Annotated in this window: 15 protein-coding genes; 2 read left to right on the top strand and 13 right to left on the bottom strand. The window is 42.4% G+C overall.

What is annotated here, in order from left to right; genetic code table 11:
- Nucleotides 1–278 precede the first annotated feature (278 nt).
- The 7 genes from dapB to murJ form a co-directional block, all read right to left on the bottom strand.
- Complete coding sequence (gene dapB, locus C9J48_RS17290) at nucleotides 279–1,088, bottom strand: 4-hydroxy-tetrahydrodipicolinate reductase (RefSeq protein ID WP_006230676.1); 810 nt, start codon at nucleotides 1,086–1,088, stop codon at nucleotides 279–281.
- Between the two features lie 123 nt (nucleotides 1,089–1,211).
- Nucleotides 1,212–2,153 carry a 4-hydroxy-3-methylbut-2-enyl diphosphate reductase gene (gene ispH, locus C9J48_RS17285; RefSeq protein ID WP_006230675.1) on the bottom strand — a complete coding sequence of 314 codons (942 nt, stop codon included), beginning with the start codon at nucleotides 2,151–2,153 and terminating at the stop codon, nucleotides 1,212–1,214.
- Between the two features lie 12 nt (nucleotides 2,154–2,165).
- Nucleotides 2,166–2,600, bottom strand: coding sequence for an FKBP-type peptidyl-prolyl cis-trans isomerase (gene fkpB / locus C9J48_RS17280; protein WP_006230674.1), 435 nt, complete (start codon nucleotides 2,598–2,600; stop codon nucleotides 2,166–2,168).
- Nucleotides 2,601–2,770: 170 nt separating this feature from the next.
- Complete coding sequence (gene lspA, locus C9J48_RS17275; RefSeq protein WP_006230673.1) at nucleotides 2,771–3,295, bottom strand: signal peptidase II; 525 nt, start codon at nucleotides 3,293–3,295, stop codon at nucleotides 2,771–2,773.
- Entirely contained in the window at nucleotides 3,295–6,141 is a 2,847-nt protein-coding gene (ileS, locus tag C9J48_RS17270) for an isoleucine--tRNA ligase (RefSeq protein WP_006230672.1), read from the bottom strand. The genes lspA and ileS overlap by 1 nt, the downstream gene beginning before the upstream one ends.
- A complete protein-coding gene (ribF, locus tag C9J48_RS17265; protein WP_036803266.1) occupies nucleotides 6,138–7,109 on the bottom strand; it encodes a bifunctional riboflavin kinase/FAD synthetase in 972 nt (323 codons plus the stop codon). The genes ileS and ribF overlap by 4 nt, the downstream gene beginning before the upstream one ends.
- Before the next feature lie 63 nt (nucleotides 7,110–7,172).
- Nucleotides 7,173–8,732 carry a murein biosynthesis integral membrane protein MurJ gene (gene murJ / locus C9J48_RS17260; RefSeq protein WP_006230670.1) on the bottom strand — a complete coding sequence of 520 codons (1,560 nt, stop codon included), beginning with the start codon at nucleotides 8,730–8,732 and terminating at the stop codon, nucleotides 7,173–7,175.
- Nucleotides 8,733–8,939: 207 nt separating this feature from the next.
- On the opposite strand from murJ, the gene rpsT reads away from it, so the two are divergent.
- Nucleotides 8,940–9,200, top strand: a complete 261-nt coding sequence (rpsT, locus tag C9J48_RS17255) for a 30S ribosomal protein S20 (protein WP_006230669.1) — start codon at nucleotides 8,940–8,942, stop codon at nucleotides 9,198–9,200.
- A 108-nt stretch (nucleotides 9,201–9,308) separates the two neighbouring features.
- On the opposite strand, the gene C9J48_RS17250 is transcribed toward rpsT, so the two are convergent.
- The 4 genes from C9J48_RS17250 to nhaA form a co-directional block, all read right to left on the bottom strand.
- Nucleotides 9,309–9,602: an ArsR/SmtB family transcription factor gene (locus C9J48_RS17250; RefSeq protein ID WP_006230668.1), complete on the bottom strand. Its 294-nt coding sequence runs from the start codon at nucleotides 9,600–9,602 to the stop codon at nucleotides 9,309–9,311.
- Between the two features lie 96 nt (nucleotides 9,603–9,698).
- Nucleotides 9,699–10,586: a transcriptional activator NhaR gene (gene nhaR / locus C9J48_RS17245; RefSeq protein WP_006230667.1), complete on the bottom strand. Its 888-nt coding sequence runs from the start codon at nucleotides 10,584–10,586 to the stop codon at nucleotides 9,699–9,701.
- A 103-nt stretch (nucleotides 10,587–10,689) separates the two neighbouring features.
- On the bottom strand, nucleotides 10,690–10,959 hold the full coding sequence (locus C9J48_RS17240) for a hypothetical protein (RefSeq protein ID WP_006230666.1): 270 nt from the start codon (nucleotides 10,957–10,959) through the stop codon (nucleotides 10,690–10,692).
- Nucleotide 10,960: 1 nt separating this feature from the next.
- Nucleotides 10,961–12,118, bottom strand: a complete 1,158-nt coding sequence (gene nhaA / locus C9J48_RS17235; protein WP_006230665.1) for a Na+/H+ antiporter NhaA — start codon at nucleotides 12,116–12,118, stop codon at nucleotides 10,961–10,963.
- A gap of 482 nt (nucleotides 12,119–12,600) precedes the next feature.
- Between nhaA and C9J48_RS17230 the strand changes: the two genes are divergently transcribed.
- Nucleotides 12,601–13,743 (top strand): Na/Pi symporter, encoded by a 1,143-nt coding sequence (locus C9J48_RS17230; RefSeq protein ID WP_006230664.1) that lies wholly within the window; start codon nucleotides 12,601–12,603, stop codon nucleotides 13,741–13,743.
- A 125-nt stretch (nucleotides 13,744–13,868) separates the two neighbouring features.
- Here C9J48_RS17230 and C9J48_RS17225 read toward each other — a convergent pair whose 3' ends face one another.
- Nucleotides 13,869–14,720 carry a thymidylate synthase gene (locus tag C9J48_RS17225; protein ID WP_006230663.1) on the bottom strand — a complete coding sequence of 284 codons (852 nt, stop codon included), beginning with the start codon at nucleotides 14,718–14,720 and terminating at the stop codon, nucleotides 13,869–13,871.
- 157 nt (nucleotides 14,721–14,877) lie between these two features.
- Complete coding sequence (lgt, locus tag C9J48_RS17220; RefSeq protein WP_006230662.1) at nucleotides 14,878–15,678, bottom strand: prolipoprotein diacylglyceryl transferase; 801 nt, start codon at nucleotides 15,676–15,678, stop codon at nucleotides 14,878–14,880.
- Nucleotides 15,679–15,680: the final 2 nt, after the last annotated feature.

Genomic DNA, 15,680 nt, shown 5'->3' with positions numbered 1-15,680 from the left:
GTCACACTTTATCGTTTGCGTAACTAAAGATAAATCACAAAACAATTAATATGCGAAGCAAACGATCAGCTATTACGAGTTTAGCCTTACTAACGGAGGGTTTATGTGAATTATGCCCATAAAGCAAAACTATTCACACAAAAGTAAGCAATTATTAATGACAAAATGAGGCGAGAGGAAAGTGGGTATAAAAATCACTGTTTATGCACCAAAACAAACATGATGCATAAACATTCACGAAATACCTTTAGGGAATAATGCAAGTTTCAGGCTAACGCTTAAAGGTCATCAAGCCCAAGTACATCTTGCATGGTATAAAAGCCCGATTGATTATCTGCAAGCCATACCGCAGCACGTACCGCCCCATTTGCAAAGGTCATACGATCGGTGGCTTTGTGCGTAATTTCAACTCGCTCACCAATATCAGCAAACATAGCGGTATGCTCACCCACAATATCGCCAGCACGAATGGTTGCAAAGCCAATTTCATCACGTGTGCGTTCACCTGTAATACCTTCACGAGCATATACAGCAACATCACTCAACTTATTGCCCATTGCACCCGCAATCGCTTCCCCCATACCGATGGCAGTTCCAGATGGTGCATCCACCTTATGGCGATGGTGTGCTTCTATAATCTCGATATCAGTATAATCACCCATAACTTTCGCCGCTTTTTCTAACAACTTGAAGACGAGATTAACGCCTACGCTGTAGTTAGGCGCCATCACAATCGCGATGTCTTTGGCCGCTAAATCGATAAGCGCACGTTCTTCCTCTGAAAAACCCGTCGTACCAATAACGATTTTCTTACCATATTGCTTACACAGCTCAATATTCGCCAAAGTCGCCACGGGGGCTGTGAAATCAATCAACACATCAAAATCGTTAGCTACCTTCGCAAGATCATCCACTATCGCAATGCTTATATTACCAATACCAGCCAACTCACCCGCATCGACCCCAATGAGCGTTGATTCAGAACGCTCTGTTGCAACACCTAATGCTGCTTTTTCTGAGTTTGCCGTTGCTTTCAATAACTGACGGCCCATACGCCCAGCCGCACCTGCAATCGCAATTCTAACCATTGCGTTTATTCTCCCTGGATAAATGATGTCACCAATCATTTCAATGTAACGTGTTGAGACCATGAAATCTATATACAAAAAAGCCCTGACTTTCGTCAGGGCTCTTAATTAGTGTAAGAAAATTTAGATATTCTTTACTTGCAGCTCTCGTGGTACTTCAAAGAACATATTTTCTTCTCGTCCACTCAGCTCTTCAACGTCACCACCAATCAGTGCCTGAATACGAACAATAATCTGATTAACAAGATCTTCTGGTGCTGATGCCCCTGCCGTCACACCGACTTTGGTTTTACCTTCAAACCAAACTGGTTGAACATCTTCAGGGCAATCAGTTAAAAAGCCCGGCGTACCAAGTTTTTCTGATAATTCACGTAAACGGTTAGAGTTTGATGAGTTCTTTGAACCTACCACTATCATAACATCAACACTTTCAGCCATTTCACGCACTGCATCTTGGCGATTTTGAGTGGCATAACAGATGTCATCTTTACGTGGTCCTTGAATCTCAGGGAACACTTTACGTAATTGATCGATCACACCTGCCGTTTCATCAACTGACAGCGTAGTTTGGCTTACGTAATGCAAATTACTTGGATCTTTCACTTGAAGCTTTTCAACATCGTCAGGCTTTTCGACCAAGTACATGCCACCCGTTTCGCTCGCATACTGCCCCATTGTGCCTTCCACTTCTGGGTGACCAGCGTGACCAATAAGTACCACTTCCATACCGCGGCGGCTTGCACGTGCGACTTCCATATGAACTTTCGTTACCAATGGGCAAGTTGCATCAAAAACCGTTAATTGACGCTCTTTCGCTTCATTTCTTACCGCTTGAGAAACACCATGAGCTGAGAAAATCACAATATTGTCATCAGGCACTTCGCTGAGTTCTTCGACAAAAATAGCACCCCGCTGTTTTAGCCCTTCAACAACGAAACGATTATGAACAACTTCATGACGTACGTAAATCGGTGGTTGGTACATTTCTAACGCACGCTCGACGATACTGATCGCACGGTCGACACCGGCACAAAAACCACGTGGGTTTGCTAATAAGATTTTCATTTCAAACAGCTCTTAATCTTGGATTTCGACAACGTCTACTTCAAAAGTAACACGCTGCCCAGCAAGAGGGTGATTAAAGTCGACGGTAACTGAATCACCAACGACACTGGTTATAATTCCGGGTATATCATGTCCGTCAGGGCCAGCAAAGCCGATAATCGTCCCAACTTCTGCAGGTGTATCTGCACTGAACTTACTTAAGTCTACATGATGAATATTGTCTGGGTTAGATAACCCAAATGCATCTTCAGGATCTAGCTCAAACTGACTTTTCTCACCAGTAGATAGGCCCAGTAAACACTTTTCAAAATTTTCCGTCAGGCTACCATCACCCATACGAAACTTGGCTGGCTTACCCATAGCTTGCGTTGAGTCAGCCACAGAGCCATCTTCTAATTTAATGGCGAAGTGCATGAGTACTTCACTTTTTTCCGTTATTACCGACATGTAAACATCCTAGTAGTAAGAGGCCAATTTATAGGACACTAGAGAGAGAACGCACTTTATTTTATCTTTTTTTGTATGACTCTCTAAATGCTTGCCCCTTTTTACAACAAAGCGCCGCCCGTATCAACGGACAGCGCTTAAGGTTATTACGTAACTCTGATTTTCGGTGATTAACTGACTGTTTCTTTCTTATCAGCGATGAAGCCTTCAATAATGATCAGTGCAGCACCGATACAAATAGCGGTATCTGCGATATTGAATGCCGGCCAATGATACGTTCCCGCATAAAAATCAAGAAAATCAACCACAAAACCATGATACAAACGGTCAAATAAATTACCGAGAGCACCACCAATGATCAATGCATAAGCACTATTTGCCAATCTATTTTGGAGTGGCGTACGACGCATCCAAAAAGCCAACAAACCAGACACACCTAATGCAATCGCAGCAAATAGCCAACGCTGCCAACCACCAGCATCATTTAAAAAACTAAATGCAGCACCGTAGTTATGTACATAAAGCAAATTAAAAAATGGCAGGATCTCAATGCGGTTGGGCCAACCGTAATCCATGGTATTCATAACCAAGAATTTACTGCCAATATCAATGATGAACACCAGAACCGCTAGCAATAGCCAGCGAATTCCAGATTGTTTAAGCGTTAGCCCTTGCTTAGACGATTGCTGTGTCATTAGGCAAACTTACGCTCTTCGCCTTCACCGCTGATGTTAGTCACACAACGGCCACATACTTCTTCGTGACCTTCGATTGTGCCAACATCAGCAACATGGTGCCAACAACGATCGCACTTCGCCGCTTCAGATGCGTTAACTGTCACAAATAGACCTTCAACGTCTGTCTCTTGCGCACCTTCAGGCATGCTGTCTGCAATAGCAAAAGCAGCTTTCGATGTTAACAATACAAAACGTAATTCATCTTCAAGCGTATTCAGCTTTGCTGCTAATGTTTCATTTGCATGCAAAGTGATTTCTGCTTGTAAAGAACCACCAATCACTTTGTCTTTACGCGCAAGTTCAAGCAGCTTATTTACCGCACCACGAACTTGTTGAATTTCAGCCCAGAATTCATCATTCAGTACTTCGTCGTCTGCAAGACCAAATAAACCTTCGAACCATTCGCCAGTAAATACGAACTTATCACGCTGGCCTGGCATTTCGTTCCAGATTTCATCAGCAGTGAACGACATAATTGGTGCCATCCAACGAACTAATGCTTCAACAATGTAGTAAAGCGCAGTTTGACAGCTACGTTGTGCATGACCACCTTGCTTCGCTGTGTACTGACGGTCTTTGATTACGTCTAAGTAGAAAGAACCCATCTCAACAGAACAGAATTGCATCAAACGCTGCGTTACACCGTGCAGGTTGTATTCGTCATACGCTTTAATGATTTCTTCTTGTGCTTCCATTGCACGACCCACAGCCCAACGATCCAATGCCACCATATCTTCTGGCGCAACAAGATCTGTTTCTGGGTTGAAGCCATTCAAGTTAGCTAAGAAGAAACGTGCTGTGTTACGAATACGACGGTATGCATCAGCTGAACGCTTTAGGATTTCATCAGAAACCGCAACTTCGCCAGTGTAATCCGTTGATGCAACCCATAGACGCAAGATATCAGCACCCAGCTTATTCGTTACATCTTTTGGTGCAACAACGTTACCAACAGATTTAGACATCTTACGACCTTGACCATCAACCACGAAACCGTGTGTTAATACTTGGTTGTAAGGTGCTTTACCTTTCATTGCTACCGATGAAATCAATGAAGATTGGAACCAACCACGGTGTTGATCTGAACCTTCTAGGTATAGATCAGCAGAGTTGCCGTTATATTCTTCACGGCTATCAACTACAGAGAAGTGCGTAACACCAGAGTCGAACCATACGTCTAGTGTATCGAGTACTTTCTCGTAATTAGCAGCATCGGCTTCGCCCATTAACTCAGCAGGATCGAGATCCCACCATGCTTGAATGCCTTTCTGCTCAACAAGCTGTGCTACTTTTTCAATCAGTGCACGCGTATCAGGGTGAAGCTCTTGTGTTTCTTTATGAACGAACAGAGCAATTGGTACACCCCAAGTACGTTGACGAGAGATACACCATTCAGGGCGACCTTCAACCATACCTTCGATACGACTTTGACCCCACTCAGGTAACCACTGAACGCTCTTGATTTCACCTAATGCTTTAGCGCGAAGGCCTGCTTTGTCCATTGAAATGAACCACTGCGGCGTCGCACGGAAGATAATAGGTGTTTTGTGGCGCCAGCAATGTGGGTAGCTGTGCTCATAAGCATGATGGTGTAATAACGCACCGTGCTCTTTTAATGTTTCAACAACAACATCGTTAGCTTTAAATACGTGTTGACCAGCAAACAGCTCTGTATCAGGTAAGTAAACGCCGTTACTTCCTACAGGGTTCGCAATTTCAAGGCCGTACTTTTGACCAACAACGAAGTCTTCTTGACCGTGGCCAGGGGCTGTGTGTACACAACCAGTACCAGATTCAGTCGTAACGTGATCACCAAGAACAATTGGCACATCAAAGCTATAGAATGGGTGATTGAAGCGCATTAGCTCCAAATCTGCACCTTTACAGAAGCCAAGATTGTGGAAATGCTCGATACCGGCACGATCCATCACATCTTTTGCTAGCTCTGCTGCAACAATTAAGCGGTATGCCGCTTTATCATTTGCAGCATCTGCTTCAACTTGAACCAATACATATTCAAGATCATCACGTACTGCAACGGCACGGTTAGCTGGCATTGTCCAAGGCGTGGTTGTCCAGATAACAACAGACACATCACCTTGACCTTCGTGACCTTCTGCACAGTTAAATTTAGCGACAACACCCGTTTCATCAACGGCTTTAAATTTAACGTCGATAGAAGGTGATACTTTATCTTGGTATTCAACTTCAGCTTCAGCCAATGCAGAACCACAATCAGTACACCAGTGAACAGGCTTAAAACCTTTCAATAGGTGATCGTTTTCTGCAACTTTGCCCAAAGAGCGAATGATGTTCGCTTCTGTTGCAAAGTCCATTGTACGGTAAGGCTTATCCCATTGACCTAGTACACCTAGGCGAATGAAACTTTCTTTTTGACCTTCAACTTGACCCGCTGCGTATTCACGGCATTTTTGGCGGAATTCAGCAGCAGTTAGTTTACGCCCTGGCTTGCCCCACTTTTTTTCTACCATCAATTCGATAGGTAAACCGTGGCAATCCCAACCAGGAATGTAAGGGGCGTCAAAGCCAGAAAGTGTCTTTGACTTAATAATAATGTCTTTCAGAATTTTATTTAGCGCGTGACCAATGTGAATATCACCGTTGGCGTAAGGAGGGCCATCGTGCAATATGAAGGATTTCTTACCCTTCTTAGCTTTACGGATTTCACCGTAAAGATCTTCATCATCCCAACGTTTTAGCATTACTGGCTCACGTTGTGCCAGGTTGCCTCGCATCGGAAACCCTGTTTCAGGTAAGTTCAGGGTATCTTTATAGTCACTCATTGATTCTCGATTCCGTTACTTGGGCGAAGTTGGACATTATTACGCTCAAACAGCCACACCCGTGCCGTTTGAGCATCACGCTCGATTTGTGCTTTTAGCGCATCGAATGATTCGAATTTTATTTCATTACGTAACTTATGGTGTAGCACTACCTCTATCTGACAACCGTATAAATCCGATTGAAAATCAAAGAGGTGAACTTCTAATTGCTGACGTACACCATTGACTGTTGGTCGATGACCAACATTGGCAACACCCGGTAAAGGTGCGCCATCAACACCGATGACCTCAACCGCATACACACCAGACACAGGTGATACTCGGCGTTTTAAAGGGACATTCGCTGTTGGAAAACCAATTGTTCGACCAAGTTTTCGGCCATGGGATACTCGCCCACTGATGCTATAAGGACGGCCTAACATTGAGGCCGCCAACGGTAATTGATCATTCACTAACGCATGGCGTATAGCGGTACTACTGACGCGCTGTTCTAACATACAAAAACTTTGAGTACTTACAACGACAAAACCGAACTCACGTCCGGCAGCTTCAAGCATTTCAAAATTTCCGCGTCGACCTTTACCAAAACGGAAGTCATCACCCACTACCAGAAATTTAACACCCAATTGCTCTACCAACAAGCGACGAACAAAATCTTCTGCCGACATATTGGCAAACTGAGCATTAAAGTTGACGCAGAGCAAACGTTCGACGCCTGTTTTTTTCAGTTGTGTGTACTTATCACGAAAGCGAGTTAAACGAGCAGGGGCATTATCTGCCGCAAACAATTCAAGCGGTTGGGGTTCAAAAGTCATCACCGTTGCCGGTAAGCCCAATGATTGCGCTTTTGTGATCACTTGGCGTAACACCGCCTGATGCCCTAAATGAACACCATCAAAATTACCAATCGTCAACACGCAATCGTGATGCCTTGGTTTAATGTTATGTATGCCTCGAATTAATTCCATGCGTCGCTTTTATTATTCGCAATGTGAAAAACTGACGGATTATATACTACTAAAAGCAGTCTATCAGCTATCAGTACGAAGATGATGAGGTCGAATGCCTAAAATCATCACAGAAATAAGATACACAAATGCACCAACTGCAATCAACCCCGCTAACCATGTAGCACGATTAAGTGTTGACCATTCGCTCCATAAATCGATATTCGGCATTAACCACAATAGAGATGCGACCATAGCAGCGCCAGCAATTACTAGCCTTAACACGAAGAATAAGGTTTTTTTCGTGATGCGGTAAACATTGGCAATGTGTAGGCCTCGATATAGCAGCCCTGCGTTAATCAAAGCAGATAACGCGGTTGCCATCGCCAAGCCAACATAACTAAAGAAATATGCAAATATGGCATTAAAAAACATATTCGATACCATGGCTATAATGCCATAACGTACAGGCGTTTTCGTATCTTGGCGGGCGTAATAACCTGGGGCGAAAATTTTAATCAGCATAAAATTCAATAGACCAGCAGATAAAGCCCACAAAGACATCGCAGATTGATTAACATCATACAGCGAGAATTCACCACGCATAAACAATACCATCAACATCGGTTTTGCGAGTACTAGCATCCCCAGCATGGCAGGAATACCCAGCAGCAATACCATGCGCACCCCCCAATCCATGGTTTCCGCAAACTGCTTGCCTTGTTGATCTGCATGTTTTCGTGATAATGCCGGAAGAATCACAGTGGCGATGGCAATACCAAATAATCCTAATGGAAATTCTAATAAACGATCAGAGTAGTACAACCAGCTAATCGATCCAGTCATCAGGAAACTGGCAATAAATGTATCAAGCAGTAAATTTATCTGGCTAACAGACACTCCAAAAATAGCTGGCAACATCAACTTTCGAATTTTTGTTACACCCGGATCATTCCAACCCCATTGTGGTCTTACTAATAATCCTGCTTTTGCCAAAAATGGCAACTGAAAAACAAACTGTATAAAACCACCCAGAAACACACCGATAGCTAAACCAATCTCAGGTTGGTCTAAATTCGGAGAGATCAACCAAGCACAACCAATAATCGCGATATTCAAAAATACAGGCGTAAAAGAAGAAACAGCAAATTTTCCGATGGTATTAAGAATTGCTCCAGATAATGCAACAAAAGTAATAAACCACAAATAAGGAAAAGTGATCTTCAGTAACAGGCTGGCTAATTCAAATTTTGCACCATCAGGTCCACCGTTTAACCAATCAATAAACCACCCTGCACCAAACATGGCCGTTACGACCCCCGAGCATAAAACACCCACTAGAGTAACAAGGGTAACAATGACACCAAGTGTGCCTGACGCTTTAGCAATAAGCTGCCGAGTCTTATCAATATCACCAGATGCATGATATTCAGTCAATACGGGAACAAAAGCTTGAGAAAAAGCACCTTCGGCAAAAAGGCGACGTAAAAAGTTAGGAATCTTGTTGGCAAAGAAGAAAACATCGGCCGCAGCCCCTGCTCCCATAAGGTTTGCCACGACAACATCTCGCACTAAACCGAGCACTCGGGAGATCAAAGTCATGGCGCTAACTATCAGTCCAGAGCGTAAAAGACGCTTACTCACAAAAAAAACCTCATAAAGATGGCTCAGAAAGGTTACTTCCAGACCAAATGCTGGTAAAATCTGCCGCCATATTAACCGTGTTATTCCGCGAGTGCCAACTAGATTGGTTTGGCGGATATTCACACAAATCATTTGACAAGTTTTGGTTAAGCAGGCATAGTCCTCGCCCTAAAATTGTCACCGTACCAAGATTTGGGAGTTACACCCTTGGCGAATATCAAATCTGCTAAGAAACGTGCTATTACTTCAGAAAAACGTCGTCAGCATAACGCTAGCCGTCGTTCTATGATGCGCACTTTCTTCAAAAAAGTTATTGCTGCTATTGAAGCTGGCGAAAAAGAGAATGCAACTAAAGCATTCGCTGAAATGCAACCTGTTCTAGATCGCATGTCTACTAAAGGCTTGATCCATAAGAACAAAGCTGCACGTCAGAAAGCACGTCTAACAGCTAAAATCAAAGCTCTTTAATTTAAAGAGTTGCGAATTAGCATAAAAAAAACCGGCCTACGCCGGTTTTTTTTTATCTTTTAAAAGAGCTTCTCATTACATACTGAATAACATGGGTTTGCTTACCAATTAACCACAATACATACCATGTAAAAGCTTTATCATCGCTCTAACTTCGTCACTTTTTAAACGATAGTATACCGTTTGCGCTTCTTTACGGGTATCAACTAACCCATCACGCCTTAGCCATGCCAAATGTTGAGATAATGCAGACTGGCTCAAGCCAAGCTTCTCACTCATCATCCCTACCGACATCTCTTCTTCTAGTAAATAGCAAAGAATAAATAAACGTCGCTCATTAGCCATGGCTTTCAGCAACACTACAGCTTTGGGCGCATTTTGCTCCATCTGTTGCAGATCCATACTCTAACCGCCATTAATTTAAGTTATTGCTAATATACTTAAATTCTATAGGGTTTACTAGCTTTACGCCCATAAATAACATTACTTTATGTAACGTTATTTAAACAATTTACTAAAATCTGCTTCGCATATTTTTTTTACTGCGGGATGCATAATCATTCGTTCAGCAAAAATCACGTAATATTCTTCTTTTATTTCTTTCACCCGCTTCAGTTCACGAATGGTATTCGACTCTTCAATTTCTTCTGCATAAATCGATGGCGCGACAAACATAGAGCGATGATATGAACCAAAGGCTTTCATTAACGCAGCATCATCAAATTCACCCAGTATATTAGGAGTAATGCCTTGCTGATCAAACCATTGATGTAATTTTCTTCCCATGGCAGTGCGACGACCAGGAACCAAAAGTTTGTAATCTTCAATACATGCAGGGAAATCGACAGGTTTAGCAGGAACAGAACAAAAGAAGCTCATGCTCGACTCCCCTAATTTCTTACTGTAAAGCCCTGGGCTTTTACCTGAATCTACAGGGCAGTCAGATAGGATCATATCCAGCTTGTGCAGTGACAGCTGTTCTAGGAGCATTTCGTGGGTAGATTCATAACAACGTAATTGAATTCGCTCATCATCAGGTACGCCTTCCAGTAATATTTTACTGACTAACCGTTTTGATAATGCATCGGCAACCCCAACTTCGAGTAAAAGATTATCTTGTTGAGTGTAGTTAACGATATCGAGCATTTCATAGCTCAAGTCAAACATTTTATCGGCATACTTAAAAACAAGTTGTCCCAATTCTGTCGGTTCGATATTACGACCAACACGCTTGGTTAATTTGCCTTTTAAGCGCTCTTCTAACACTCTTATTTGCCCCGTCACAGTTTGAGGGGCTAGAAATAAGGCATCTGCCGCTTTTGTAACAGAGCCCTGTTTGCATACCATCCAGAAATAATATAAATGGTTATAATTGAGATGAGACATCCAGCTACTCGTAAATAAAAAAACCCCAGATACCCAGCTTACGCTGCGCATCTTGGGGCTTCAATATTTATTGCAATTCGAACAGAAACAAATCAGAAAAACGTTACAAATTACTCACCTGAATGTTTTTATTTTCTGTTTGTACCGTTTTACGATAACGCTCCCCTACACGTTGTTCTAATGCACGAGATCGAAAAGAATCTTCCAATTCACCCACTTCAGCTATATCTACATTCTCTTTACCATGGCTAATGCCTGCAAAGTAAGCCTGACAGATTTCAGTCTGAATATTATCAATACAGCCGTCATAATCAGAACCTGCAAAGGCTGATGATGAAGCTAGAATTACAACGCTTAGAAGGTAACGTTTCATTTTATGCCTCCGTTTTAGGCAAAGTCCGACTCAATAAGATGTAACCTACAACAGCAGCAACTGTTGAACCCATTAATATACCTAGACGTGAATAGGTATTGAAATCAGCAGGGGCACCTACAAATGCCAATGATGATATAAAGATCGACATTGTAAAGCCGATACCACACAACACAGACACAGCAAAGATGTGCTTCAGGTTAATACCATCAGGCAATGTGGCTAATCCCATTTTCACAGCAATATAGCTTGCAGTGAAAATACCCAATGGCTTACCCAGGAATAGTCCAGCAGCGATACCTAGTGGCAGCATACCTGTAACGCTTTCAAGCGATACACCTTCTAAAGAGATACCAGCATTCGCAAATGCAAATAGCGGTAGAATTAAGAAAGCGACATAAGGATGTAAAACATGCTCTAGATGCTTCAGGGGTGAATGCTTATCAGAACGCCCATCTTTGCCGGTTAGTGGAATAGCAAAACCAAGTACTACACCAGCCAATGTTGCGTGTACGCCAGACTTCAACACACTAAACCATAGAATTGCACCAACAATTAAGTACAGAGAAGTCTTGGTAACATTCTTAGCATTCATCACAAACAGCGTCGCTGTTGCAGCAAATGCAACGGCAAGTGCCAATGTTGATAAATCACTGCTGTAAAACAGAGCAATAATCACAATGACACCCAGGTCATCAATAATAGCCAGCGCTAATAAAAAGACTTTCAAGCTAACTGGAACACGATTACCCAATAACGCCATAACACCTAATGCAAAAGCAATATCGGTTGCAGCAGGAATAGCCCAGCCTTGAAGCGCAATAGGATCTGCAAAGTTAAATGCTACATAAACCAATGCTGGTGCAACCATGCCGCCCACTGCGGCAATAGCAGGGAAAATAGCTTTCTCTTTTGTATTTAGAGCACCTTCAATCAACTCTCTTTTTACTTCAAGTCCAATTAACATGAAGAAAATAGCCATCAAGCCATCATTAATCCAATGCTCAACAGATAAACCTGCGATATATGAACTCAATGTACCGCTATATAGAGATTGTAATGGGGAGTTCGCAATAACCATTGCTACCGCTGCGGCAATAATAAGAATGATACCGCCCGCAGACTCTAACTTTAAAAACTTACGTATAGCATCGGTCATTGACCGTGACTCCTTAAAACAAAACAAAAAATATTACGATTTGTAAATTTAGTGTAGCCGTCACACTTACTATCTGTGAAATCGTTTGTTCAGCGTTAATAGCTCGATAAAACCGAATTATTAGCACCTTAAGTAAGAAATATCCGCACAATTGAATAAGTAGTTATTATTTCTGACATATAAAATACTAGTTATTCACTATATAAATGAAAATTATCACTCTTTTTTTAAGTATTTTTAGCATAGTAAACTTAAATAAAAAAAACTATACAGATAAAATCAAAAAACTTACAAAACAACAAGTTAAGTTACAATTTAATTTGCAACTTAGATTTTCCGCATTCAACCAGCTTCACAAATTAAGCACAATATCGCTTTATGACTGTCAGTGTCATATTTCTGAAATATTACAGAACTACCATCGCCTCAGATTTCAACAAAATGAAACCCAAACGACATACTACTGTCATGGAGATATGATTATGAATACCCAAGCCACTACTGCTGAAACAGCAAGCAGCTCTATGCGTTGGGTCCGCTGGGCAAACCTAGCGTTCATGCTTTACGTTTTACTTGTTGCCGTATCAATGGTGAGCAGCGGCTTTAAATGGTCGGTCGGTGAACAAGCTAAAACTTTATTTGAATTTGCATCGCATCCTGTAGCAGGCCTAATGATTGGCTTGGTTGCAACAGCACTTATTCAATCTTCAAGTACAGTGACATCAATTATTGTAGGCTTAGTTGCTGGTGGATTACCGGTAGAAACTGCAATTCCAATGGTGATGGGCGCAAATATCGGTACAACACTAACCAATACAATCGTTAGTCTTGGTCATGCGCGTTGTAAAGAAGAATTCCGTCGTGCATTTGCTAGTGCAACCGTACATGACATCTTTAATTTACTTGCCGTTGCTATTTTTCTTCCTTTAGAAATGGTGTTTGGTTTACTGGATAAAATCTCTCAGTGGTTAGTATCGCCAATGTTGGACGCTGGCGACATGAGTATGAAAGGCTTGAACTTTATGAAGCCATTGACTCAGCCAGCGGTCGATATTGTTAAAGGTCCATTAGCAACATTTGGTAATGTCGGTGGTGTGGTTCTTATTTTCATCGGTATTGCATTAATTTTCATGGCAATCACAACAATGGGCAAGCTTATGCGTAGCCTGATGGTTGGACGTGCACGTGACATTCTAAAAAGTGCGATAGGTCGCGGTCCTCTACACGGTATTGCTTCTGGCACCGTGGTTACCATCCTTGTTCAATCGTCTTCAACAACAACAAGTTTAATGGTACCGCTAGTAGGTACAGGCGTATTAAAAGTACGTGATGTTTACCCGTTTACGCTAGGCGCTAACATTGGTACGTGTATTACAGCGCTACTGGCTGCAACGGCTATCTCTGGTGAGTACGCGGTATTTGCTCTACAGATTGCACTTGTACATTTAGTCTTTAATGTACTGGCAACACTTGTTATCTTCGGTATTCCTGTGCTGCGAGAATTACCATTAAAAGGTGCATTCTTCTTAGGTGACTTAGCGACAAAGAGTAAAGCGGCAGTGGCTGGTTATATTGCCTTTATATTCTTGGTTCTTCCTGGCTCTATCTTAGCGTTTACCGCCTAATCGCTTATGCTCTGGTATATCGATTAACTGAAAATACCAACATAAAAAAGCCCCGCATTGGTTATCAATACGGGGCTTTTGTTGATCTTTACGTCACAATTGATCGTGAAAAATGCGTGTAAGCTTTAAACCGAAAATGGATACTTTATCGCTTCATGATGCTCGTAGCCAATCACTTCAAAATCATCCATTGTTACCCACGTTTCCAAGTCTTCAAGACTTTTGATCTTTGGGTTAATAATAAGTTTTGGTGAAGCAAAAGGGGTACGCGTTAATTGCACATCACGCAGCAAAGGCAACTGATCTTCATAGATATGTGCATTGATAATCTTATGATAAGCCAGCCCAGGCTTCTTGCCTGTAATCTGAGCCATTAGCGCTAGCAGTGTATAAACCTGGACTTGGTTAAAATTGAGCCCTAGCGGCACGTCACATGACCGTTGGTAGCTTGTTAGGTGCAAGGTATCCCCAAGTAATGAAAACGTGTGTGTATGCATACAAGGACGCAAACACCCCATATCAAACTCACCTGGATTATAAAAAGTCAGGATTTCACCGCGATCATCAATACCTTCAGACAGGTTATCAACAATTTTTCGCAACTGATCGATGGTGCTACCATCGGATTTCTGCCAGCTACGGCCTTGAACGCCGTACACTCGCCCCATGTCATCTTCACCTTTACGGTGCGGGTTATTCAGCCAAGCCAAATTATCATTCGCATTCATGTCCCACGTTTTTGTTCCCAAGGCACGAAAGTCAGCAGCATTATCATAACCACGGATATAGCCAAGTAACTCAGCAATCGCGGATTTCCAGAAGCTTTTACGAGTGGTTATAAGCGGAAACTGATTATTAGCCACATCAAACGTTAAATCGGCATTAACAACAGTAAGGCACCGCTTATTAGTGCGTTTATTTTCAATCCAAACGCCATCGTCAACAATACGCTGACAGAGTTCTAAATACTGTTTCATCGTTTTACTCGCTATTAGCCCGCTTCATTCACAAGTGCTCTTGTGTTCGATGGTAAGAAGTTTACCAGTTACCCATTATGCGCGACAGGGAATGAAATCAAAAAAAGCAGCATCGTTAGATGCTGCCTCTGTTTGTATGTCTTAAAGCTGGCGTCGTTTATGCCGTTTTAGGCTGTGCCTTGTAAGCCCATAGCATCAGTAACGCGCCAAAGATTATCATTGGAGAAGACAATATTTGTCCCATACTGATCCAGTCACCAAACAAGCCTAACTGAGCATCGGGTTCACGGAAGTATTCAATAATAAAACGGAAACTACCGTAACCAATCAGGAATAAGCCCGATACAGCCCCTGCAGGACGAGGCTTACGAATAAAGATATTCAAGATAATAAGTAGTACGAACCCTTCAAGAAACGCTTCATAGAGTTGCGATGGGTGACGAGGAAAAGGACCACCAGTAGGGAATATCATCGCCCATGGCACGTCGGTTACTCGTCCCCACAATTCGCCGTTCATAAAGTTACCCACACGCCCCATACCTAAACCAAACGGTACAAGCGGTGCAATAAAGTCGGCAACAGAAAAGAATGTGCGTTTATTGCGATGTGCATACCAAAGCATTGCCGTCATCACACCAAGTAAACCGCCATGGAACGACATACCGCCAGTCCATACTTGGAATAGATACAACGGGTTATCGAGGAACAGTCCAAAGTTATAAAACAACACATAACCAATACGACCACCTAGCACGACACCTAGAAAGCCCGCGAATAACAAGTCACTCACTTGATCGCGAGTCCATCCACTGTTTGGTTTGTCTGCTCGACGGTTCGCTAACCACATAGCAAAAAGGAAACCCACTAAATACATCAAGCCATACCAGCGAATCGCCAGAGGACCAAGTTGAATTAAAACTGGATCAATTGTCGGAAAGGTTAAAAAGCCTTGGCTCATTA

The organism is Photobacterium profundum, from assembly GCF_003026285.1.
Classification (GTDB): domain Bacteria; phylum Pseudomonadota; class Gammaproteobacteria; order Enterobacterales; family Vibrionaceae; genus Photobacterium; species Photobacterium profundum.
This window is presented reverse-complemented; position numbering and strand designations above follow the sequence as displayed.